At 68.4% G+C, this 20,841-nt stretch carries 21 protein-coding genes and 1 pseudogene; 11 read left to right on the top strand and 11 right to left on the bottom strand.

Annotated elements, in window-relative coordinates:
• The first annotated feature begins 34 nt into the window (after positions 1-34).
• Positions 35-373 (top strand): protease complex subunit PrcB family protein, encoded by a 339-nt coding sequence (locus ABT299_RS09845; RefSeq protein WP_500250394.1) that lies wholly within the window; start codon positions 35-37, stop codon positions 371-373.
• 569 nt (positions 374-942) lie between these two features.
• Here the strand turns inward: ABT299_RS09845 and ABT299_RS09840 are convergent.
• The gene (locus ABT299_RS09840) at positions 943-1,335 is read right to left on the bottom strand and encodes a tautomerase family protein (RefSeq protein WP_500250393.1); all 393 of its coding nucleotides are present in this window, start codon (positions 1,333-1,335) and stop codon (positions 943-945) included.
• 110 nt (positions 1,336-1,445) lie between these two features.
• Between ABT299_RS09840 and ABT299_RS09835 the strand changes: the two genes are divergently transcribed.
• A complete protein-coding gene (locus ABT299_RS09835) occupies positions 1,446-2,300 on the top strand; it encodes a LysR family transcriptional regulator (RefSeq protein ID WP_500250404.1) in 855 nt (284 codons plus the stop codon).
• 1,369 nt (positions 2,301-3,669) lie between these two features.
• Here ABT299_RS09835 and ABT299_RS09830 read toward each other — a convergent pair.
• The 3 genes and pseudogenes from ABT299_RS09830 to ABT299_RS09820 form a co-directional block, all read right to left on the bottom strand.
• The gene (locus tag ABT299_RS09830; RefSeq protein WP_500250392.1) at positions 3,670-4,329 is read right to left on the bottom strand and encodes a hypothetical protein; all 660 of its coding nucleotides are present in this window, start codon (positions 4,327-4,329) and stop codon (positions 3,670-3,672) included.
• A 411-nt stretch (positions 4,330-4,740) separates the two neighbouring features.
• Positions 4,741-4,932 carry an alpha/beta fold hydrolase gene (locus ABT299_RS09825; protein WP_500250405.1) on the bottom strand — a complete coding sequence of 64 codons (192 nt, stop codon included), beginning with the start codon at positions 4,930-4,932 and terminating at the stop codon, positions 4,741-4,743.
• 287 nt (positions 4,933-5,219) lie between these two features.
• Positions 5,220-5,471: pseudogene (locus tag ABT299_RS09820) on the bottom strand (alpha/beta fold hydrolase); the annotation flags it as partial.
• 820 nt (positions 5,472-6,291) lie between these two features.
• Between ABT299_RS09820 and ABT299_RS09815 the strand changes: the two are divergent.
• Positions 6,292-6,468: a hypothetical protein gene (locus ABT299_RS09815; RefSeq protein WP_241755276.1), complete on the top strand. Its 177-nt coding sequence runs from the start codon at positions 6,292-6,294 to the stop codon at positions 6,466-6,468.
• A gap of 145 nt (positions 6,469-6,613) precedes the next feature.
• On the opposite strand, the gene ABT299_RS09810 is transcribed toward ABT299_RS09815, so the two are convergent.
• Positions 6,614-7,111 carry a tautomerase family protein gene (locus ABT299_RS09810; protein WP_500250391.1) on the bottom strand — a complete coding sequence of 166 codons (498 nt, stop codon included), beginning with the start codon at positions 7,109-7,111 and terminating at the stop codon, positions 6,614-6,616.
• A gap of 94 nt (positions 7,112-7,205) precedes the next feature.
• On the opposite strand from ABT299_RS09810, the gene ABT299_RS09805 reads away from it, so the two are divergent.
• The 4 genes from ABT299_RS09805 to ABT299_RS09790 all read left to right on the top strand — a co-directional run bounded on the left by ABT299_RS09805 (position 7,206) and on the right by ABT299_RS09790 (position 9,777).
• Entirely contained in the window at positions 7,206-7,697 is a 492-nt protein-coding gene (locus ABT299_RS09805) for a winged helix-turn-helix transcriptional regulator (protein ID WP_139578314.1), read from the top strand.
• Between the two features lie 128 nt (positions 7,698-7,825).
• Positions 7,826-8,272, top strand: coding sequence for a hypothetical protein (locus ABT299_RS09800; RefSeq protein WP_500250390.1), 447 nt, complete (start codon positions 7,826-7,828; stop codon positions 8,270-8,272).
• A gap of 63 nt (positions 8,273-8,335) precedes the next feature.
• Positions 8,336-8,977, top strand: a complete 642-nt coding sequence (locus ABT299_RS09795) for a hypothetical protein (RefSeq protein ID WP_500250389.1) — start codon at positions 8,336-8,338, stop codon at positions 8,975-8,977.
• A gap of 317 nt (positions 8,978-9,294) precedes the next feature.
• On the top strand, positions 9,295-9,777 hold the full coding sequence (locus ABT299_RS09790) for a hypothetical protein (RefSeq protein WP_500250388.1): 483 nt from the start codon (positions 9,295-9,297) through the stop codon (positions 9,775-9,777).
• Between the two features lie 935 nt (positions 9,778-10,712).
• On the opposite strand, the gene ABT299_RS09785 is transcribed toward ABT299_RS09790, so the two are convergent.
• The 6 genes from ABT299_RS09785 to ABT299_RS09760 form a co-directional block, all read right to left on the bottom strand.
• On the bottom strand, positions 10,713-12,146 hold the full coding sequence (locus ABT299_RS09785; RefSeq protein ID WP_500250387.1) for a M1 family metallopeptidase: 1,434 nt from the start codon (positions 12,144-12,146) through the stop codon (positions 10,713-10,715).
• A complete protein-coding gene (locus ABT299_RS09780; RefSeq protein ID WP_500250386.1) occupies positions 12,134-12,334 on the bottom strand; it encodes a hypothetical protein in 201 nt (66 codons plus the stop codon). The genes ABT299_RS09785 and ABT299_RS09780 overlap by 13 nt, the downstream gene beginning before the upstream one ends.
• A 10-nt stretch (positions 12,335-12,344) precedes the next feature.
• On the bottom strand, positions 12,345-14,318 hold the full coding sequence (locus tag ABT299_RS09775; protein WP_500250385.1) for a serine hydrolase domain-containing protein: 1,974 nt from the start codon (positions 14,316-14,318) through the stop codon (positions 12,345-12,347).
• Between the two features lie 118 nt (positions 14,319-14,436).
• Positions 14,437-15,045: a response regulator transcription factor gene (locus ABT299_RS09770; protein ID WP_500250384.1), complete on the bottom strand. Its 609-nt coding sequence runs from the start codon at positions 15,043-15,045 to the stop codon at positions 14,437-14,439.
• A gap of 11 nt (positions 15,046-15,056) precedes the next feature.
• Positions 15,057-16,010: a nucleoside hydrolase gene (locus tag ABT299_RS09765; protein ID WP_387025105.1), complete on the bottom strand. Its 954-nt coding sequence runs from the start codon at positions 16,008-16,010 to the stop codon at positions 15,057-15,059.
• 107 nt (positions 16,011-16,117) lie between these two features.
• Entirely contained in the window at positions 16,118-16,741 is a 624-nt protein-coding gene (locus ABT299_RS09760; protein WP_500250383.1) for a hypothetical protein, read from the bottom strand.
• A gap of 120 nt (positions 16,742-16,861) precedes the next feature.
• Between ABT299_RS09760 and add the strand changes: the two genes are divergently transcribed.
• The 4 genes from add to ABT299_RS09740 all read left to right on the top strand — a co-directional run bounded on the left by add (position 16,862) and on the right by ABT299_RS09740 (position 20,820).
• Entirely contained in the window at positions 16,862-17,896 is a 1,035-nt protein-coding gene (gene add / locus ABT299_RS09755; RefSeq protein ID WP_500250382.1) for an adenosine deaminase, read from the top strand.
• Complete coding sequence (locus ABT299_RS09750) at positions 17,893-18,948, top strand: LacI family DNA-binding transcriptional regulator (protein WP_500250381.1); 1,056 nt, start codon at positions 17,893-17,895, stop codon at positions 18,946-18,948. Before add ends, ABT299_RS09750 begins: the two co-directional genes overlap by 4 nt.
• Before the next feature lie 40 nt (positions 18,949-18,988).
• On the top strand, positions 18,989-19,639 hold the full coding sequence (locus tag ABT299_RS09745) for a TetR/AcrR family transcriptional regulator (RefSeq protein ID WP_500250380.1): 651 nt from the start codon (positions 18,989-18,991) through the stop codon (positions 19,637-19,639).
• A 260-nt stretch (positions 19,640-19,899) separates the two neighbouring features.
• On the top strand, positions 19,900-20,820 hold the full coding sequence (locus tag ABT299_RS09740) for a cyclase family protein (RefSeq protein WP_500250379.1): 921 nt from the start codon (positions 19,900-19,902) through the stop codon (positions 20,818-20,820).
• The last annotated feature ends 21 nt before the right edge of the window (positions 20,821-20,841 follow it).

Here is a 20,841-nt window from a genome sequence, read left to right as displayed (position 1 = left end):
GGACGAGCTCTGGCCCCGTGTGACGACCCGCAGGATGCCCGACTCAGCGGTGTCCAAAGAATGGCCGGTCGACCCCAAGACGAAGTGGGTGCCCCCGCCTTCGCCGGAGGTCGATTGGTCGGTCGGCATGGTGGTTCTCGCCGCGCTGGGATTTCGTCCAACGATGGGCTACGACCTGGAGATCGACCGGATTGGCGTGCGGGGATCGGTGCTCATGGTCCATGCCGTGGAGACCGAGCCGGGGGACCTGACCTTCGAGATGGTCAGCCATCCTGTCCACGCGGTCACGACGCCTCCGTTCGAGGGCGAAGTCGAGGTGACGATCGACGTCTGGCAAGGGGAGATCGGCGACTGTGGTCTGCCGGACGACTGAGGACTCAGGGCATCGGCGGGGTCAGTGAGGGCGCAGCCGTCGTCGCTGTCGGTGTTGCCGCCAAGGGAGACGAATCTGGCCAGCACGGCACGGCAGTTCCGGGCTGCTGATTCAATCATCGCATTCATCAGATCCTCGAGGATTCCCTGGCATGCCCAGACGCGGAATCGAGCGTAGATCGTCGACCAGTTGCCGTATAGGGGGCGCCGCATTTCTCGGGAAAGATCAGGCGGATCGCTTGACCGCGGAAGTTGGCGCCACGTGACTGGTGGCCTCCAGCGAGTGCGTTCTGCTGGGGTTGTGACACTGAATCTCGATTAGTTGTCGCACCAACCGGCATCTGCAGGAGTCGGCCCCGACCGTCCGATACGGTACCGGCGACTCGGCTGCTTTATATGTCACATGGCCTGGATGCAAGATCGCTATTGCCGGTTTCTAGCTTATCCCGGCCGCCTGTCCAACTGACCGGGCTCCGGTGATATGTCAAAACTGTCCACGATCGGTGACGGTGCCATATGGCGCCGTCACATGTCGCCGGAACGCAGAAGGCGCGGAGCGAACCGTTCCCTTCAGCCCTGCTGCACCGCGTACTGCGCGATGCCATGGCCGAACGACCAGTTCTCCGGCAGTACCTCCACAAGATTGATGAACACGTCTTCGGGGCGCACGCCGGGGTTCGCCCCCAAGAATTCGACGATGCGGAGGTAGAGCGCCTGCTTCTGGACGAGGTCGCGCGTGTTGTTGGCGGTGATCCGGATGATGACCACATCGTCGCTCCGTTCGACGCCGTAGTAGGTGGGGCTGACGCTGAACGTGCTGGCGTCGTGCTCGGTGATCGTCATGAAGCGGTCGTCTTCCGGCACGTCGAAGGTCTCACGCATGGCGCGGTAGACGCCCTGGAAGAGGGCTTGGTGGTACTCGGCGGACTTGCCTCGCCGCAACGACACTTGGACCAAGGGCATGGTCAGACTCCGTTCCTCGGGACGGTTCGCAGCGTAGCCATCGCTTGGTCATTCAAAAAAGTCATCTTAAGATATTTCAGTCATTAAAGATTCCAATGGTTGGTGTGACGATGAAGATGCTCGCCCTGGACGCTGTGCAGGCCTTCGTGCTGACCGCCGAGATGAAGAGCTTCACACGCGCGGCGGAGGCGATGGACTCCACGCAGTCCGCCGTGAGCCTGAAGATCAAGCGGCTGGAGGACGCCTTGGGCCGCCGCTTGCTGGACCGTACGCCCCGCCTGGTCCGCCTGTCGCACGACGGCGCCGCCTTCCTCGGGCCCGCACGTGAACTGCTGGCCGCCCACGCGGGCGCGCTGGGCTCGTTCGGCGTCCAGCGGCAACGCCTATCGATCGGCATAAGCCACCACGTCGTCGGCACCGAACTGCCCCACCTCCTGCGCCAGATAGGGCGAGCGGAGCCAGACCTGACGCTGGAGGTGAGGATCGCCAGCTCGTGGGAGCTCCTTGACCTGTTCGACAGCGGTGCGCTGGACGCGGCCATCGTGCTGCGCCATGAGGGCCGCCGCATCGACGGTGAGGTCCTGATGGAGGAGTCCTTCGGCTGGATGGCCTCATCCGACTTCGAACACCGCTCCGGCGAGCCTCTGCGCCTCGCCCTGCAGGCCGAGTCATGCCATGTGCACCAGATGGCGGTGACCGCGCTGAACGAAGCGGGCATCGCTTGGCAAGAGGCGTTCGTGGGCGGCGGCATCGCGACCATCGGTGCGGCCGCGGCGGCAGGCTTGGCCGTGGCGGCGCTCAGCCCGCGCGTGACCCCGCCCGGCGCCATGGACATGGGCGAATCACTCGGCCTCCCCCCGCTGCCCACTCGCAGCGTCGTCCTGGAATCACGGCCGTCCGAGCCGGCCGCTCGCAGGGCGCTGCGCACCCTCGCCTCCGCCCTGCGCGCCACAGCAGGACACTGATCGCCACCACCGTGTGGTTGTGGGATCGGCTCCTGCCCAACGCCGCGCCGTCGGAACGGGAAAGCCGCCCAGCATCGACCAACCGAATTACGGCAGGATCAACGCGGTCCGGGGCTCATGCACGCTTCTTGCTGGCACGCCTTGTACGGGCGAGTTCAGGCAGGTGCAACGACCTCTGCTTGGCAGGCGAGGCACATCAGCGTGTACTCTACTACGTGGCGCTGCTTGAAACGCTGACCCAACTCGACGGCGCACTCGTCGCACTCAGGGCACGTCCAAGGGCCGGACTCGCCCTGCTTCGCCGAACGGATCATGTGATTCCACTCATCATTACTCATCCCGGGATCCTACGGCTCTCCGGCGACCCGCTCCCGAAGTTGGCTTGGCCGCAAGGTGCAGAGCGTGACTGGCCGGGTCGATGCAAGTGGTGCACAAATGCCGAGCGTGCGGGTGAGGGCTGGACGGATGCTGTTGTGGGTGGCCTTGCTGACTCGCCTCACAGGAGAGCGAACGGTGGCCGTTGTGCCGAAATGCGGATCAGTCCAGTGGGCTCTGCCATCCAGACCTCACCCTCGAACAACGAACGCATCGCCATCGGCAATGAGGCCTCGGGTCCCCAGCGTCGCGAAGATCAAGCAGCGTGTCGTCGGACCCAGTAAACGTAGGTGGTCAGCGCACCTGTCGGTCCAGCACCATGACCTCATGGATGAAGCTCGACGGCGGTGGCACCAGCAGCACCAAGCGTCCTGGCTCCAACTCGCCGCCACCTTGCGGAGCGAGGGCTGGGAGGCACAGGTGACCTGTGGGGCGGATCCAGTGCAGGTAGACATCCCCGAATGGGAAGACAGCGAGTCACACCCAGAAGCCGGCTACCTGCCCGCCGCCGTAGGCGAGGCCATCATCAGACGGCTCACTCGCCGCTACCAAGAGGAACGGTAGGCGAGCACCACCAGTTCGGAAAGTGCCTGATCAGCCATGGCGGGCCGACCGACCTGCGGCTTCCTACTCTGGTCGGCCACGGCGATACCGTGCTGGCCCTGCCGCCACCGGGTCGCCGAGCTCTGAACCGGAGCTATATGCGACAGAAGAGGGCGGCGACAGTTCTTAAGGGCTGGACCAGGCGGCTGCCTGACGGACGAGCGGGGATACCGTAGCATGCGTCCCCCACGGGCTGGTTCTGCTTTTCTTGCGCACCTCTTCCTTGGCGTCTCGTTCGCGGAAGAGCGCCTGGTCAGGCGCGTTGTCGCGCGACTCAGGAAGACTCAAACCGTCCATGAGGAAGCCGAATGGCGAGGTAATCCTCCGGAACCTGGTCAGCGCGCACAGTCTAGGAGGCGACGCGAGACGCCGGCGGTTCTTGACGGTGGGCCTACCGATGTCGCCAGGTTGCAGCGCATGCCTCTATCCAGGTAGCCAGGTCGGGCACATTGTCGATCGTGAGCAGAGAGTATGGCGGAAAGCCTTCCAACGGTGTGACATCTTTGAACGCATGATCCGGGGCGAACAGAAGCACCCGACCGTTCTCACGATGCGCCAGAGTCAGATTCCCGTTCGCCTCTATCGCGACGGCGTAATACTCATTCGGGTTGATCGAAATCTTCAGGCCGTCGCCTTCCCAGAGCCACGCATAGTCGGCCAGGACGTCCGCGACTTGTACCTGCGTCGCATCAGCAGTGAGCACTTCGTTCTGATTGCTCCACCAGGTGGTGGGTCCACCGAATCTTTCGAGGATCCCGCCGCAGAGTTTCCAGAAGCTCTCGTGCGTCTTCGGAACAGACCCGCCGCCCGCGTTCTCCGGCGGCTGGCAGAGCCATCCTCGTCGATCGTCCGGGGGTCCCCATGCGAGCAACTCGTAGGCAGTGCCTTCGACGCGGATGGGGGTGAGAGTCGCCGAGGCGAGCAGCGCGGACAGTTGAGGCAGGTCTTCGTCCGATCCGCGGGTCCACGGCTGCGCTTCGCCCACTGCGACGCTCTCTCCGGGTTGGAGGAACCAGGACACCTCCTGGAGGAACAGCTCCCAATCGTTCATGCCATCGATGATGGCAGTCCCACTCTAGGAATCCCGCGAGACCGCTCATCGGCATGAGCGGACCTGCTCAACCTGGCCGATCCGCGAGGTGGGCAGGGACCCGGATGCCCGCCGGCCCTTTGGCTCCTCCTCCGTTATCGGCACCAGCCAACGCGGGCGGTGCGCGACGGTCACGGCCCCGGTGCGAGTCACCGCCGGGATCAGGTTCAGGCGGATTCATGGCAAGTGCCATCGATGGTTTCCGGGCGACCACATCCGCCGGGCCCCACCTGGGCGGCCGCCCTGCACGGGCACTTCGAGCGTTGTTCGTCCTCGGGCGCTTCGGCGGTCGGGTTGGAGGCACTACCACCGGCCGAAGTAAGCCAAATTGCATTGTTTTCACTGCAGTCCGCTTAACCTTTTTGGCAACCCTCACCCGCCGCCTTGGTGGCTGAAGATCAGGTCGGCTACCTGGTCGGGTGTCTCGCGGGGCGGGAAGTGCCCGGCGTCAGGCAGGGCGATCCGTTCGTACTCAGCGGTGAACAGCGCGCTCTTGTTGGCGGAGGTCTCGGGCAGGTTGTATCCGTCGCGGGCGCTGTGCAGGACCAGCGTCGGCACCCGCACCGGGGCGGGTTCGAGCAGGCGACGCTCGATGTCGTCATAGCTGGGGTCACCTTGGGCTTCGCCCAGCGGTGCAGGTAGGCGTGCGCGGTGATGTGCGGCCAGTCGTCGTTGTCCCAGGCGTCCGCCGCCTGGGCGAACTCCGCCACTTGGAATTCCCATTCCGGGCTCCAGGAGGGCCACAAATAGCGGGCGAACAAGCGGCGGTCTTCGTGTATCGCTCGCCGACCGCGTTCGGTGGCGACGAACCACTCGGACCAGTAGGCATGAGGCAACGGCCAACTCAACTGCACATCGGCTCGGTTGGTGGCGTACCCGGCGGACATCGCCACCAGGCGGGCGACCCGCTGGGGAAACAGCGCTCCGACCACGTAGCCGGCTCGGGTACCCCAGTCGTGCCCCACCAGCGAGACCTGATAGAGGTCGAGTGCCTCCAGGAAGCAGGCCAGGTCGTGCCCGAGCGCACCGATCTGGCCGCTGCGCATTTTGCCATCAGAGCGGAAACGGGTCGGCCCGAAGCCCCGCAGGTACGGGCGGTACACCCGGTACCTGGCATCATGCCAAGCCAGCAGCAACCCCGCTCCAGCAATGTGGATCGTCGGGCCAGCCGTGCACGGCCACCAAGGGCGCCCGGCCCTCTGGCCCGCTCGCCTCGTAGCCAATGTCCAAGTTCGTTGTCCGGACGAACCCGGTCATATTGATCATCCCTGTGTGCGGGCTGCCCAGCGCCGGCCGCCGCAAACGAGAGCGGACTCGCCCGCCGCCCCACCGCTGGCCCCGGCCCGACGGCACCGTCCGACTTCTCATACCGTCCCGGATCGGCGCTCTCGCGAACACCCAAGCTTCCAACTGCGTGGAGCCTGCACCATCAGGCACCCGGTTGAACACGTCGCCACCTGACTCTGGTGGCCGTGCATGCGCAGGAGAGGACAGCTTGTCCGTTCTCACCGAGCAGGTCGGAGACATTCCTGTTTTCGAATACGGCCGCTGGCGGACCCGCCGCGACCGTGACGCCAAAACCATTCGGGAGGTGGTCCGCAACGCCGGGCGCCCCAGTTCTGCCACCCAAGCGACGGCTTCTTTGCCGACGGCGGTCGCGACGAGAACCGTTCCTGGTCGCCTGCGCCTCGCGCTCCTGCCGCCGCACCCTCTGCCCCGCCGCCGAAATCGCCGCCTACACCGCCGTCGGCATGCGCGTCGAAACCCCGGCCAGCCCCGATGTCAGTCTCCTGCTCCTGCACGTTACCCATGCCGAAAGAATGAGGGGGCGACCGAACCGGGTACCGGAACACTGATGAGAAAGCCACCAGCGGTGAGCTGGCCACCACCGCACCGCGTTCGTGCTTGACAACTTCTCCCCGCTTGACCACGAAGCAGGACAGCCGCGTCGGCGACTGGGGCGCGGCGAACAGCGTCGAACTCGCCTACACGCCGACCAGCAGCTCCTGGCTCAACCGCGTCGAGGCCCAGTTCACCGCCCTGCGCTACTTCACCCTGGACGGCACCGACCACGCCACCACAAAGAGCAGGGCGGCATGATCCGCCGTTACATCATCTGACGGAACCAGCACGCCGCCGACAAACGCCTTTGCGAGGTGGTGGCCAAGGCCGACGTCGCCTGAATCGGGCTGATCCTCACGACTGTGTCACCGGCCGCATCGATCCCCACTTCGTTCGCCATCCATCAGGGCAGGCGGGCGTGTTCGGCTCGGGTGGCAGCGATCCGCTCACGCGCGAGCGTACGGGCCCGCTTGGTGTCGTCGCCGGTGAGTCGGGCGAGGATCGTTGCGAGTGGCCTGATCTGGCCCCGGCCGCCCCAGTGACCCTCGGGGATCTCGGTGGGGAAAACCCAGATCCGGCTGGCGTCACGCGGCCAGGCGCCGTCCTCGGCGTCGAGGATCGCCTCGGTGACCTCGGCGATGACACTCGCACGCTTCTGCTCGTCGAGCTGGCCCTCGGGGACGGACGGGACGACCTTGTAGCGAGGTGCGTCCGCGGGTTCTCCGCCGACGTAGATGCCGGCCGGTCGGTGCAGCCAGAGCCAGGAGACGGAACGGCTCACCGGGTCGGCGGGGTCGAATCCCTCATTGCGGATGAGGATCTCGGTGATGCGGTTCAGCAGCGCCGCCTCGGCGTCCGGCCGGAGCGCGCCGTTGGGAATGTACACGTCGAGCATGGGCATGGTCGATCTCCTCGCTGAGTTTAATTCTTCAACTCAGGCCGGAGCCTACGAGGGCTAAGTACAGCTTGTAAACCCAGATGCGTACACTCGCCCCATGGAGACGCGGCGAATCGACCCGGTGAACTGTTCGGTGGCCCGCGCCCTCTCGGTGGTGGGGGAGCGCTGGTCGCTGCTGATCGTTCGTGAAGCGCTGGACGGCGCGCGTCGGTTCGGAGAGTTCCACTCTCGCCTCGGGATCGCCAGAAATCTCCTGGCGACTCGGCTCGAGACGTTGGTGACGGCGGGAGTGATGCGCCGCGTGCCCTATCAGGAGCCCGGGGATCGGCAGCGCTTCGCCTACGAGCTCACCGAGCAGGGCCGGGCATTGCGGCCCACGCTCGTGGCGCTCCTGGAATGGGGTGACACGTACCTCGCCGACCCGCAGGGCCCGTCGGTCATCGTCCGGCACCGGCCCGTCGACGATGCGAGCTCCTGCGACGAGCCGGTCAAGGTCGTCCTCGAGTGCGCTGCGGGGCACAGCCACCTCGCCCCGGAAGACGTCTGCCGCACGCCCGGGCCGGGCGCACGCTTCGTGGAAAGCTCCTGAGGTCCCAGGAAGGCACTGGCCTCTGCGTTCCCCGCTCCGCGCCAAGAAGCCGCCGCCGCGGCGGTCCTCTCGGCTGGAGCCGTTCGAGCGGTGATCGAGCGGATGCTGTGGACGGACCTGGACGCCCCGTGCAAGCAGCGGCATACGGCGCGCCGGATCTTCACCGCTTTGCCGCTGAGCAGGAGATGGAGGGCATCTCCTCTTCCGCCGTCGCCAACAACGTGGCCTGGCGCAGACCGCAGATAATGGTTGAGGCCGGCTGGGGCTCGCCGCCCGAGGTGTTCATCGACAAGGTTCGGTTCGTGAGCGCTGTCCAAAGGAGATCAGGGCGTCGAGGCCGCGCGCGGCGACTGATGTTGCCCCGGTTCTGTGGACAGCTCGAGGCAACACCAAAGCTCATCCCCGCCCTCAACAACAGGTGCCCATCCACGGCCGATCCTTCTGACCTGTTCTGCCCCCGGCGCCGCGACGACTTCGTCGGCGTCGCCGGGGACGGCGTGACCTTCGTCAACGTGGAAACGACCCTCGCCGACGTCGTCCCGCAGCTGGCACAGTTCAGAAAAATGGCGGCATAATCGCTCGCCGGGGCGCGGGAGGCGCTGATCGATTCGTCCTTCCGCTGACAAGGAGGTCGCCGCGTGGAGCCCGGGATCGTCGTCGTGCTGAACGGCCTCACCGGTGCGCGGAAGGCGGGCGCCATCGCCGGGCTGGCCGTGGGAGCGTTCATGGCGGCCGCTTTGGGGGCCGCCTTCACCGGCGGCGTGACGAGGGGGAGCTGTTCGCGGGCGGGTGTCGCCGCCTGGGCGGGTGGCGTGGCCGTGCTGATCGCCATCGCCGTGGTGTGGCCGGCGGTGTCACGCCTGCGCCGCCGGTTCGCCCATCCCGGGGTGTGGCTGGACGGGACGGTCCTGCACGCCCGCATGCCTGCCGGGCTGCGGAGCTGCGACCTCGCGACCGCGCACGTCGTGATAGACGACGTCCCGCCCCGGCGGGGCCGGCAGTGGAACCCGGCGTTCCAACGAGCGAGGATCGTGACGGTCCCGGGGATCGCGCGTTTCCGAGTCGAAACCGACACGGGACCGATCGACTTCGCGCTGTACGACACCCACCGGCGGGCGGAGGTGCCGCGGGAGGTGCTGAAGGCGCTGGCGGACGCGATCCTTGCCGGTCCGGACCGCTACGGGCAGGCCGATCAGGACACCGAAGACGCCGTCCGGAAGCTGCGCGAGCGGGCGGTGGCGGCGCTGAAACTCCGGGGGCAGCCGCAGTGGCTTGGCTGAGGGGCTCGACACGGCGGGGGCCTAGCATGCGCTGCGGTGCTTCATCCACGACAGCCCCAAGCACCCCACCTATCAAGGACCCGAAGAACTCGGCCGCGCCGCGCGCACCATCTTCGCGTGCGAGTCGGCTGAATGCGCACTCGGCCAGCACGTGCACGGCGACCCACACGTTTTCGAACCTAGAGTAGTGCAGTCGTTACCGGACTTTCTGTGTTCAAGTACGACGATCTTGAAAATGGGAACGGTCGCGAAGGGTGGCACGTCCGAGAAGGGCGAACTGGGTGCGAGATGTGCACCACGTGAGAAAGAGGAGCATCATGCCGCTTGCCGACCAGAACGGCCGTCTGTCGCCCCGGAAGCTCCTGCCCGGAGAAAAATGGCTTCCATCCGTCGCCGCCGGGTGGTTGATCGTGGTCGCCTTGACCGGTACCACCTTCCTGTTGAGTTGGGGGATCGCAGGGAGTATCGACGCTGGGTGCGATTATCATTACAACCGCCGCGGCCAGCGCTCCTGCGGAGTGCCGGACGAAGGAATGGATAGTTTTATTGCAGTAATGATCGGAGTCTTCTTGTGGGGGCTTGCGGTGTGCGCACTGGGCTTTCGAGTGATGTTCAATGGTTCGTGGTGGCCTGCTCTCGGCGTCACCGTCGGTGCGGCGGCGGCCTTGGTGGCCTCCGTGATGGGAGGCTTCACCACGGGTGAAAAGGTCATGCTATTCATGGCCTTGGCGGCCGCCGTGATCGTGCCATGGATCACCCGCTACCGCAGTAACAAGCGATCCGAGAGGCAGGGGAATTGAGGTGCGGAAGGGGGAGGCGCGGCTGACGGGCAGCCGAGCGCGCTGATGCCCGCATGTCGGTCAGGGTGGTGGCCGTTACGTCACCTCGCTGGTCGAGGGCGGCGAGGTCGCCGCGGTGATCAAGGTGTCCTGATGGCGGCCGCCTTCGAGGCTGCCTGACCACCGGGCGGCCCGCCTGGGGCCGCCCCGAGGCCACGAACGGCAGGCGTCAGGCACGCCTCGCCGGCTCCTGCGCGCCTGGCCATCTGACCGGCGGCAAGAGCGATCAGGCGTCCGGCTCCTTCCTCGGCGTTGGACGCAGGCGCGATGTTCAGTTGGTCCTTCTGCGGAGGACGACACAGGACGCGGAGCGGACGCTCACCAATACGCAACGAGTACTGCGATGGACCAGCCAGAAGCACGGGCGGCGGCGGGTCGCCCTCGAGGGTAGATGGTCGTCGGCGCCGAACCTTCGCCGCCGCGCCAGCGTGGCGGCGCTGCGCCGCAAGTGGTGCAGCCATACCGGCGGCAGCCTGTACTCCACCAGCAGGCCCTGGAACACGGGCGTGAGCCGCCCCGAGGAGACGGGGCCGCCGTTGAGGTTGGTGACCGCTCAACTGGATGCGCCGCTGAGGCTGGTGGCGGATGAACTGTCTACTCGCGGCGGGACGTTGGCCTCTCGCTTGGGAGACGGCGCTTGGCCCGAGCCGTCCCACCTCGATCGCGGGTCTCGCGCGTGAAGGTGCTCGGCAGTGCGCTCATCCGGGGTCCGTTCGGCGCCGCCGTCGTGACCGTGTACAAGCGACCGTGAATCGCTCGACCGGGAGCGCAGGGCCTCCCACGCGACGGTTGGTCTTGGGCCTGCTCGTCGGTCACGAGCGCCCCGCGGCCTGTGGGCCACGTACCGAAGGCCGTGGAAGATGATCTCGCTTGGCGTGGCATCGGAGCCGACGCCTTCAGCGATCCCAGGTGGGCTTGCCCGGCGAGTGCAGCCAGACCCGGAAGAACTCGCGGAGGTCCTGCCCGGAGATCCGTTCGGCGAGCGCTTCGTAGTCCTCCGTGGTCGCCGTGCCGTACTTGTGCTCGGCCAGCCAGGTGCGGGTCAGCCGCAGGAACCGCTCGTCGCCGATCCTGTGCCGGAGCGCTTGCAACGTCATGCCGCCGCGGAGGTAGATCGAGCGGTGGAACATCTGGTCGCGGGACGGGTCGGCGATCGCGAGGTCCCAGAACCCGGGGCGGCCGGGCGGCATGGGCGGCGGGTCGGCGTAGATCTGCTGGAAAGCCTCCTGCGCGGACTGGCCGCCGTGCTTCTCCGCCCAGTACTTCTCCGTCCAGACCGCGTAGCCCTCGTTCAGCCAGGTGTCACTCCAGCGGCCGACCGAGACGCTGTTGCCGAACCACTGGTGGCTGATCTCGTGCACCACGCCCTTCTCGACGGGCGGCGTTTCGTAGGTGGGACGGGTCTGCGTCTCCAGCGCGTTGGGGACGTTGAGCGGCGGAAGGTTGTTGTTCTCGATGATCGAGCCGGTCGTGGTGAACGGGTAGGGACCGAAGTAGTCGGCCAGTTCGTCGGTCGCCCGCGCCGTCCACGCCGGAGTGCCGACCGAGCCCGGGTCGGACGCCACACCTGGATCGACCGCGTCGAGCTGCGGGATGCCCTTGCCCGTGGTGGTCCTGGAGATGTCGAACCGTCCGATCGAGCCGGTCGCCAGATAGGTCGCCATAGGGCGGTCCTCGCGCCACACGAAGGTGTCCTTGCCGTCGGCGCGCCACCGCTTGACCAGTCGGCCGTTGCCGATCACCTGGAGAGCCTGCGGCACGGTCGTCTCGATCGTGAAGAACGCCTTGTCGCGCGGATGGTCGTTGGCGGGGAACCACGTGGACGCGGCGTTCGGCTCGGAGACGATCGTCGCGCCGTCGTTGGTGTGCAGGAACCCGTACGGCAGGTCGAACCCGATCGGGCCGCCGAGCGTCTCGGGGACGCCGTCGTAGCGGACGACCACCGTGAACCGGCTCCTGTTCCGCAATCCCCGGCGCGGCGTGATCTCCAGTTCGCGTTCGCCGGTGCGGGCGAACGGGACGCGGTGGCCGTTCACCTGGACCGATCGGACGTTCATCTTGTAGAGGTCGAGATTGAACCGGGACAGGTTCTGGGTGGCGGTCGCTCTGATCGTGGTTTCGCCGATGAGCTGGTCGGTGGCGGGATCGTAGGCGGTCTTCAGGTGGTAGTCGCCGACGTCGTAACCGCCGTTGCCGAGATCGGGGAAGTAGGGGTCGCCCAGCCCCGGCGCACCGGGCTCGTACCGGACGTCGGCGTTCGCGGCCGGCACGCACAGCCCGAGCGCGACGGCGGCGGCCGCAGTGATCCGCGCAGGCTTCACAAGTCCCATCGAATGACCTCTCCCTCGAAAATCACACAAAGGCTGTCGAAACAGTCAATTTGATCAGCATCGCTCCGGCCGAGTTCGTCGATCATGCGAACAGGACGGGCCCGCACCCCCGCCGGGCAGGGCGGTGACGCGGCCGGCCCGTCGGTCGGCCCGCGTTCATGGATCGGAAGTACTTCTTCGGCGGTCATAGCGCCTCGCTCAGTTGGTCGGGAACGGCAGCGCGAGGAGGTTGTAGGTCATGGCGACTTTGTAGAAGGCCACGGCTGCCACCACCAGGAGCGTGTAGGAGAGCCGGCCCGTCCATCCCCACCAGCCGCGGACCCAGGCGACTACTGCGGCGCCGGTGACCGCGATCGAGAACAGCAGACCGGCCGTGGCCACGAACGGCAGCGCGGCGAACCGCGGTGAGTTCAGTGCGGTGAGTTCCATGAGCACGTTCGGGTCGGACACGGTCACGGCCACCGCGGCGGTGAAGCCCGTCACGATCGCGGCGGTGACCCAGGCGAGCAGTTTCGCGGCCCGCGGGCCGGCGGGCTCGGGAGGGGTGCCGGTGCGGGACCGGCGCCGCGCGACGCCCACCAGCCCTTTGACCGGCAAGAAGAGGAAGCAGACAAGGAACGCGAGCGCGCCGAGACCGAGAAGGATGACGTGCGGCGTCGGGGTGTCGTACCAGGCGAGCTTTTCCAGGGCCTCGGAGGGGTTCATCGAGCTGGTCAGCGTCCCGTCGCCGGTGAAGGCGATGCGGGCCTGGCCGCCGCGTTCCTGGAAGAGCCTTGGACCGATCCGGACCCAGCGCTGGGTGGTGTCGTCCGGGTCGGGGGAGAGTCCGGTGGTCGTCAGGGTCCCGTCACCATGGGCCTGGACGGACGGCGCCGCGAACAGCGACGCGACCTTCATGATGCTCGTCCTGCTCGTGCGGGTGGACCGGTAGGTGCCGGCAAGGCCCTTGAGGTCCTCGGCTTTGGTGGCGAGGGCCGGCGGGGCCTGCGACGTGGCCGGGAAGTAGCGGTCGACGATCTGGTCGACCAGGCTCTGGCCGTCCCATGGGGCGGTGGTGCCGACGCCGTCGCCGTTGTAGACGACGTAAATGCCGGTGCGGTCGTCGGGGAGCAGGGCCATGACGTTGTGGTGGCCTGGGACGTCACCGTCCTTGTAGACGAGGCGGTGCCCGTTGCGCGGCCGCTGCTCGAACACATAGCCCATGCCGGGGATCCGGGGGTCCTGCGCGTAGTGCTGCTGCTGCATGCGCCGCGCGACGTCGCGGCCCAGGCGCGGGTCGTTGCTCAGCTGGGCGAGCATGAGGCGGCCCATGTCGGCGGGGGTGGTGACCGGCCCCGTTCCGGTCGGTGTCCACGGCCCGTACTGGCCCTTGACGGTGGCGTAGCCGTCCCCGTTCGGGCGGTACGCGCCGGCGAGGCTCGCGTCCAGCTCCGCCGTGTGCGGCACCGCCATGCTGGTCGCGGTCATGCCCAACGGCTTCAGGATGTGCTGCTCGACGTACTGGGCGAACGGCCGGCCGGACGCGATCTCCACCAGGTGTCCCGCGAGTGCCATGCCGTAGTTGTCGTAGGCGACACGTGTGCCGGGTGGCCGCACGCGGCGGGGCTGCCGGTCGGCGAGACTGCGTGCCAGCGAACCGACGTCGGCTGGGTCGGCCTTCGCGAGCCCGACGATGTCATCGTCGAAGCCCGCCGTGTAGGTCAGCAGGTGCTCCAGCGTGACGGGCCGCCCCGGGTAGGAGTTCTTGATCTTGAAGGTGGTCAGGTAGCGGTTGACGTCGGCGCGCAGATCGAGCTTGCCGGCGTCGACGAGCTGCAGTGCCGCGGTGGTGGTGAACAGCTTGGCCAGCGACCCGGTGAAGAAGCCCGTCTTGGGGGTCACCGGCCTCTTCCCGGCCGCGTCGGCGGTGCCGTATCCCTTGGCGAGAACGGTCCGGCCGCCCGAGACCACCACGACCGCCGCGCCGGGGATCTTGTCGTCGGTGAGCTGCCGGCGGACGATGCCGTCCACCAGCCCGGTGAGCCCGGGGAGGTCGGTGGAGCGGGATGGCGGGACGATCGGTCGTGCGAGCGCCGCCGGGGGCGGAGCGAGGGCCTGTGCAGGCAGGGCGAAGCCGAGGACCGTGGCCGAGGCCAGCGCCATGGCCGCCCAGCGGGCGATCGTCGGTCTCATGATGATCACAGTGCCGACCTGCATAGGGACCGGACCAGTGTCTGCCGCCCGGTTCTCATGTGCGGAACGCACGAACAGGACGGGCGGGTACGATCTCGCCTCGCGGTGGCCATTCGTCCTACAGCCAGCCGGCCTCGGTGGCGATCCGGACGGCGTCGAGCCGGTTGCGTGCGTCCAGTTTGGTGACGATCGCGCCCAGATAGTTGCGCACCGTCCCCTTCGACAAGTGGAGCGCCGAGGCGATCTCCGCGGGATCCGCGCCGTCCGCCGCGAGCCGCAGGACGTGCACCTCCCTGTCGGTCAGCGGGTTCGGCCGCTTCGTCAGCGCCTCCGCCGCGAGCCGCGGATCGAGGACGTGCTCGCCGGCCGCCACCCGGCGGATCGTGTCCGCCAGCTTGGCCGGCGGCTCGTCCTTGAGCATGAACCCGCGGGCTCCGGCCGCCAGTGCCTTCCGCAGCGTCTCCGGACGGTCCAGGGACGTCAGGATCAGCACCCGGCACTCGGGAAGCCGCTCCGCCAGCAGCGCGGCCGCCGCGAGCCCGTCGACGCCGCCGGGCATGCGCACGTCGAGGACCGCGACATCGGGACGGTGCGCCAGCGCCAGCGCCACCGCCGCGTCCCCCGACGCCGCCTCGGCCACGACGGCCAGATCGCTCTCCAGGCCCAGCAACGCGACGAGGGCTCCTCGGATGAGTTCCATGTCCTCGGCCAGCAACACCCGAATCACGTCCGTCCTCTTTATCCGATCAGCCGGGGCAGGGGAGCGGCGACGGTGTCGAAGAGCAGCCTTTTGAATCCGGCCTCGTGCACGCGGCGGACCAGGGTCAGGTTGGGGGGCGGGGCCGTCCTCCGCCGGTCGATGACCATCTGCCCGCGGGTCAGGCCGTCCAGCGCGATGTCGACGTGCGCCTCTTCCTGCTCGGTGACCAGGTCGGGTCTGAGGGCGACGGCCATGGCCACCGGATCGGGCAGGTCGTAGCCGGGCAGGCCGGTGACGTCGCGGGCCCAGTCGGCGACGGTGCGGTTGATGCGATGGGCGAACGAGGCCAGCGGGGTGCCGATCCGCTCCAGCCGGCACTGATCGGCCGGGGTCATCACCGCGTCCCGGCGGGAGACGTCCCAGCCGATCCACGTCACCTTGTCCGGGGTGGCGGCCTGGGTGAGGACCCGGGCCGCCTCGGGATCGGCCCACACGTTGAACTCGGCGGTGGGCGAGACGTTGCCCGCCATGTCGGCGGCACCGGCCATGCAGTAGACGTGCCGGAACCTCGACAGCAGCTCCGGGTCGCGCAGCAGAGCGGCGGCGATGTTGGTCAGCGGGGCGAGGGTGACCAGCGTGAGTTCGCCCGGGAGCCTTCGGGGCAGCGTCAGCAGGACATCGACCGCGTGTGCCGCCCGAGGAACCGTGACGGGGTCGGGCAGGCCGATGTCGCCCATGCCGTCCTGGCCGTGGACGTGCTGGGCGCTGGACAGGGCGCGCGTCATGGGGCGCGCGCAGCCGGCATGGACCGGGATGTCGGGGCGCCCGGCGGTCTGCAACGAGATCAGCGCGTTGCGGGTGCCGGTCTCCAGCGGCACGTTGCCCGCCACCGTGGTCACCGCGCGGACGTCGGCCAGGCCGCTGGCGGCGGCCAGCACCAGGGCGACCGCGTCGTCGGAGCCGGTGTCGGTGTCAATGATCAAAGGCCGCATGGCGGCGTTCCCCAAGAAGGTGATGCGGTCCCGAAGGACCGGGTGTGGCTGATGGCGTGTTCGCTGCGGCCATGGCTCTGATCGCCCAAGTGCGCAGGGAGCCTTGGTCAGGCGGGCTGCTCCACCGCGGCACGGACGCCGTGGAGGATCTCAAGGGCCCGTTCGGGACGGATCGGAGACGTCTCGGCCGGCTCCGCCGGCGCGAACTCGATGAAGACGATGGTCGTGGAGGTCATCGAAACGCAGGCGATGTCGTGCGCGGGCGGTGTGCATATGGCCGAACCACCATGAGGGCCCGGATTCACTTCGCGATGGACACCCGGCAAGCCCGCCTCGCGCTGCAACCGTGCCATGCCGCGCTTCAACTTGCGCGGGGAGAGCCCGCTGCCGGTCAGGCCACGGAAAACGACCAGCCTGTCATCGGCGGGGTCGGCGTAGACGGCCCCTACTGGGCGGCCGGTGATGTCGCCGCCCAGTTCCGCCTCGTACCGTTGCCGGCTGTAATCGGACAGCTCCATGTCGACGGTGCCGTACGCCTCGGTCTGGCTCCGGTCGAGGGGCAGGCCCGCGGCGGTCGCCGGGACGACGAGCTGGTACGGCCTTGTGCCGCCGTCCGAGACACCGCCCGGGGACAGGGCGGCCACCGCACCGGCCACCGTGCCCGCCACCATGACGGCGCCCATGCTCGCGACCAGTACGAGCACACCCTTGCGGTCCCTGGCGATCGGCATTGACGGCCCCCTTGATCGGTCAACGGCAAGGACGCTAGTAAAACGTATGACGTCCGTCAACGCTGGCTTGTCAGCAGATGATGTAATACGTTGCATGACCAGATCCGGAGGGAGCCGCCCGTGGAGGTCCTGCCCCGTTCGCAGCCCAAGGCCGAGCTGCATCTGCACCTGGACTGCTGTGTCAGCTACGCCTGCGTCGCCGCACTACGGCCGGGCACGTCCCTGACCGAGTACCTGCGTGACTACGTCGCCCCCGCCAGATGCGCGGATCTGGTCGACTTCCTCACCAGGCCCACCAGGATCGTCCAGCTCATGCAAACGCCCCGGGCACTGCGCCTGGTCACCGATGACCTGTTCGCGCAGCTCGTCGCCGACAACGTGGCCTACGCCGAGATCCGGTTCGCGCCGCTGCTGCACACGGCGGGCGGGATGCGGCCCGAGCGTGTCGTCGAGGAGGTCGAGACCGCGGTCGCCCAGGCGAGCGAGGCGACGGGAGTGCGGGCGAGCGTCATCCTGTGCACGCTTCGGCACTTCGACGCCGACGCGAGCATGGCCACGGTCCGCCTGGCCGCCGACCGGCTGGACGGCGGCGTGGTCACCGGGTTCGACCTCGCCGGCGACGAAGCGGGATTCGGGCTGGACGCGCACGTCGCCGCCTTCCACCACGCGCGCGAGCACGGTGTCCGGATCACGGCGCACGCCGGCGAGTCACGAGGCGCCGACGGCGTCAACGACGTCCTGGACCGTCTGGGCCCCGAGCGGATCGGGCACGGGGTCCGCAGCATCGAGGACGAGCGCACCGTCGAACGCCTCATCGCCGGCGGCGTCCACTTGGAGGTCTGCCCCACGTCCAACGTACAGACGATGGGGAGGCTGCTGCCGTCCTACGCCGACCACCCGGTCGACCGGCTCCGATCGGCCGGTGTCCCGCTGTCCATCAGCACCGACGCCCGCACCGTCGCCAATGTGACCCTGGACCGGGAGTACGAACGCCTCCGGCGGGCGTTCGGCTGGACGGCCGACGACCTGGCCCGCTGCAACCTCGCCGCCGTCCAAGCGTCCTTCGCCGGCGCCGGCCTCCGGCAAGAGCTGATGCGGATGTTCACCGCACCCGCCTGCCCGCCTGCGCCTCCGGCTAAGATCGCCGCGCCATGACCGACAGCCACACCGGCCCATCCCGCCGCTCGCCCGGCGGCACGGGCGGCGCACACCGCCGTCCGACCGGACACGAGGTCGCCGAGCTGGCCGGCGTGTCCCAGTCGACGGTGTCGCTGGTGTTCTCCGGCAAGGCGGCCGGCCGGGTCTCGGCCGAGGTGGAGCAGCGCGTCCGGCACGCCGCCCGGCAGCTCGGCTACCGCCCGCACGCCTCCGCCAGCACCCTGCGCGCCGGACGTACCCGGACGGTCGGCCTCCTGGTGCCGGACATCACCAACCCCTTCCTCGGCCATGTACTGCGCGGCGCACAACGGGCCGGGCGCGCGGACGGGATCACCGTCGCGCTCATCGAGCCGGGACCCGAGAGGAACTGGCAGCTCACCGCCGTGGAGGCCCTCAACGCCGCGGCCATCGACGCGATGATGCTGTTCGGGATCGAGCCGCCGTTCTCCGACGCTCCCGGACCGACCGTCCTCATCGAGGCCGTCGCCGACGGGTTCACCAGCGTCCTCCTCGACGTCCGGCAGGGCGCCTCGGCGGCGGTCGGGCACCTGCTCGACCTCGGCCACCGCCGGATCGCCCACCTCGGAACCGACCTGCCGTCCACGACCTTCAAGGCCCGAGCCTCCCGATGGCGCCGCGAACTCGACCAGGCCGGTATCACCGCCACCGAGAGCCCGGAGGTGCTGGCGGGCTTCAGCCTGCAGGCCGCCCGCGGCGCCGCCCATCAGCTGCTGTCCCTGACACCGAGGCCGACCGCCCTGTTCTGCGACGACGACCTGCTCGCCGCCGGGGCGCTCATGGCCGCCCACGACCTGCGCATCCCCGTCCCCGGCGAACTGTCGATCATGGGCTTCGCCGGCACTCTGCTCTCCGAGGCCGCGACACCCCAGCTCTCCACCGTCGTCGCACCCGCCGAGGAACTGGGCGCCGTCGCCCTCCAGACGCTCCTGCGCACCATGGACGGCCACGTCACCGCGCCTCGTCCCCTCCCCATGACCCTGGTGCCGCGCGCTTCCACCGCCCCTCCGCACCGTCCACCCCCTCGATGAACCGCCGGGCGACCTCCGGGGCGGCGGTCAGGAGTCCGCTGTGAGCGCCGCCGTACCGCGTCCGCCGCGACGCCACCGCCGGATGTCGCGCGCCGACCGGGAACGGCAGATGCTGGACGTGGCGGAGGAGGTGTTCGGTGACCGCGGCTACCAGGGCACCTCGATGGATGAGATCGCCCAGCGGTGCGGCGTCTCCAAGCCGATGCTGTACGAGTACTTCGGCTCCAAGGACGGACTGTTCGCGGCGTGCGTCGACCGGTCCAAGGCCGAACTGCTGGACGTCACCCAGAAGGCCATGGCCGCCGCTTCCACGCCCGAGGACGTCCTTTGGCACGCGATGGTCGCCTACTTCGCGTTCGCCGACGAACACAGCAGGTCGTTCGCGATGATGCTCAGCAGGCCCACCGACGGGTCCTGGAAGACGGTGGACGCCGTCGAGGCGATCCGCCGCCAGCAGGGCACGCTGATCTCCGCGGCGCTGACGGCGTTCGCTCCCCACATCGGCGAGCAGGCGATCGCAGCGTTCACCGAGATCATCATCGGCGCGAGCGAGCGGCTCGCCCAGTGGCGGACCCGGCACCCGCAGGTGCGCATCGAGGACGCGGCGCGGCACATGACCGACTTCTGCTGGAAGGGCCTCAGCCTCTACCTCGCCGAACCCGGCCGAAGCATGCCCCCGCGAACCCCTTGAGCCAGTTGGCGCCCCACCGGATGTCTCCCTGCGGGCCTGAACGGATCCAACATGGCAAAGGCACGCGACGCCTACATCACCGCCAAGGCCGAAACTCGCCGTGCCTGACTCGGTGGGATCACCTGGCGCGCTGTCCGTGTGGCCACGGCGGGCTGCTGATCGCCGGCAAGGAGAGGAATGATGTTGACGCACTCGGAGGAGCTGACCGGAGGGGCGATGCTGGGATGACGGCAGAGCGACCGATGCCTACACAGGATGACGTGCTCAGGTACTTCGACACGCTGTCGAACTGGGGACGGTGGGGTGACGACGACGAGCTCGGCACTTTGAACCACATCACCGACGACGTCCGGCTGGCGGCGGCGCGGGCCGTGCGCCACGGCAGGAGTGTGTCGTGCGCATGGGAGGTTTCCGTACCGGAAGAGATGGAGCGGTCGACGACGACGTGCCCGTGCTTCGCCGACATGCCGGGCGTCGAGAACATGCCGCTGCCCGGATTCCGCAACGACCGGCGCTGGGGCTATTCGAACGAGCGGCTCGGCATCCTGTTCCACGGCAACACCATCACCCACGTCGACTCGCCATGCCACATCTTCTGGGACGGCACGATGTACAACGGGCGGTCGCATTCGCTGGTCGACGCCGCGACGGGGTCGGCGTGGGGGGCCGTCACGGCGGCGGCGAACGGGATCGTCACGCGTGGTGTCCTGCTGGACATCGCGAAGGTCCGCGATGTGCCGTGGTTGGAACCGGGTGAGGGTGTGTTTCCCGGCGATCTCGAGGAGGCCGAGCGTCGCCAGGGTGTGCGGGTGCGATCCGGCGACGCGGTACTGCTGCGGACCGGCCATGGCCGCGCCCGGCACGAGGCCGGTGCGTCCGGCGGTTTCACGCAGGCCGGCTGGCATGCGTCCTGCCTGCCCTGGCTGCATGAACGGGGAGTCGCGCTGATCGGCGCCGACACCCCCCAAGACGTTCAGCCGTCGGGGTACGAGGACATGGCGATGCCGGTTCACACCGTGGGCCTCGTCGCGATGGGCCTGTGGCTGCTCGACAACTGCGACCTGGAGGCGTGCGCGGCGACGGCTGCCGAGCTCGGTCAGTGGGACTTCCACCTCGCCGTCGCGCCGGTCCGCTTCGCCGGTACGTCCGGCAGCCCGGTCAACCCGATCGCCACATTCTGACCGCGGGACGCGCGCCCGACG

This window comes from Spirillospora sp. NPDC000708, from assembly GCF_040299565.1.
Classification (GTDB): Bacteria; Actinomycetota; Actinomycetes; order Streptosporangiales; family Streptosporangiaceae; genus Spirillospora.
The sequence above is the reverse complement of the archived record's forward strand: the minus strand, read 5'-3'. Positions and strand labels throughout refer to the sequence as shown.

Bases quoted from the DNA above. Each gene is read 5' to 3' on its own strand.
- ABT299_RS09845 (WP_500250394.1), top strand. From the start codon at position 35: ATGCCCGACTCAGCGGTGTCCAAAGAATGGCCGGTCGACCCCAAGACG.
- ABT299_RS09840 (WP_500250393.1), bottom strand. From the start codon at position 1,335: ATGCCCTTGGTCCAAGTGTCGTTGCGGCGAGGCAAGTCCGCCGAGTAC.
- ABT299_RS09835 (WP_500250404.1), top strand. From the start codon at position 1,446: ATGAAGATGCTCGCCCTGGACGCTGTGCAGGCCTTCGTGCTGACCGCC.
- ABT299_RS09830 (WP_500250392.1), bottom strand. From the start codon at position 4,329: ATGAACGATTGGGAGCTGTTCCTCCAGGAGGTGTCCTGGTTCCTCCAA.
- ABT299_RS09810 (WP_500250391.1), bottom strand. From the start codon at position 7,111: ATGCCCATGCTCGACGTGTACATTCCCAACGGCGCGCTCCGGCCGGAC.
- ABT299_RS09805 (WP_139578314.1), top strand. From the start codon at position 7,206: ATGGAGACGCGGCGAATCGACCCGGTGAACTGTTCGGTGGCCCGCGCC.
- ABT299_RS09790 (WP_500250388.1), top strand. From the start codon at position 9,295: ATGCCGCTTGCCGACCAGAACGGCCGTCTGTCGCCCCGGAAGCTCCTG.
- ABT299_RS09785 (WP_500250387.1), bottom strand. From the start codon at position 12,146: ATGGGACTTGTGAAGCCTGCGCGGATCACTGCGGCCGCCGCCGTCGCG.
- ABT299_RS09780 (WP_500250386.1), bottom strand. From the start codon at position 12,334: ATGACCGCCGAAGAAGTACTTCCGATCCATGAACGCGGGCCGACCGAC.
- ABT299_RS09775 (WP_500250385.1), bottom strand. From the start codon at position 14,318: ATGAGACCGACGATCGCCCGCTGGGCGGCCATGGCGCTGGCCTCGGCC.
- ABT299_RS09765 (WP_387025105.1), bottom strand. From the start codon at position 16,010: ATGCGGCCTTTGATCATTGACACCGACACCGGCTCCGACGACGCGGTC.
- ABT299_RS09760 (WP_500250383.1), bottom strand. From the start codon at position 16,741: ATGCCGATCGCCAGGGACCGCAAGGGTGTGCTCGTACTGGTCGCGAGC.
- ABT299_RS09750 (WP_500250381.1), top strand. From the start codon at position 17,893: ATGACCGACAGCCACACCGGCCCATCCCGCCGCTCGCCCGGCGGCACG.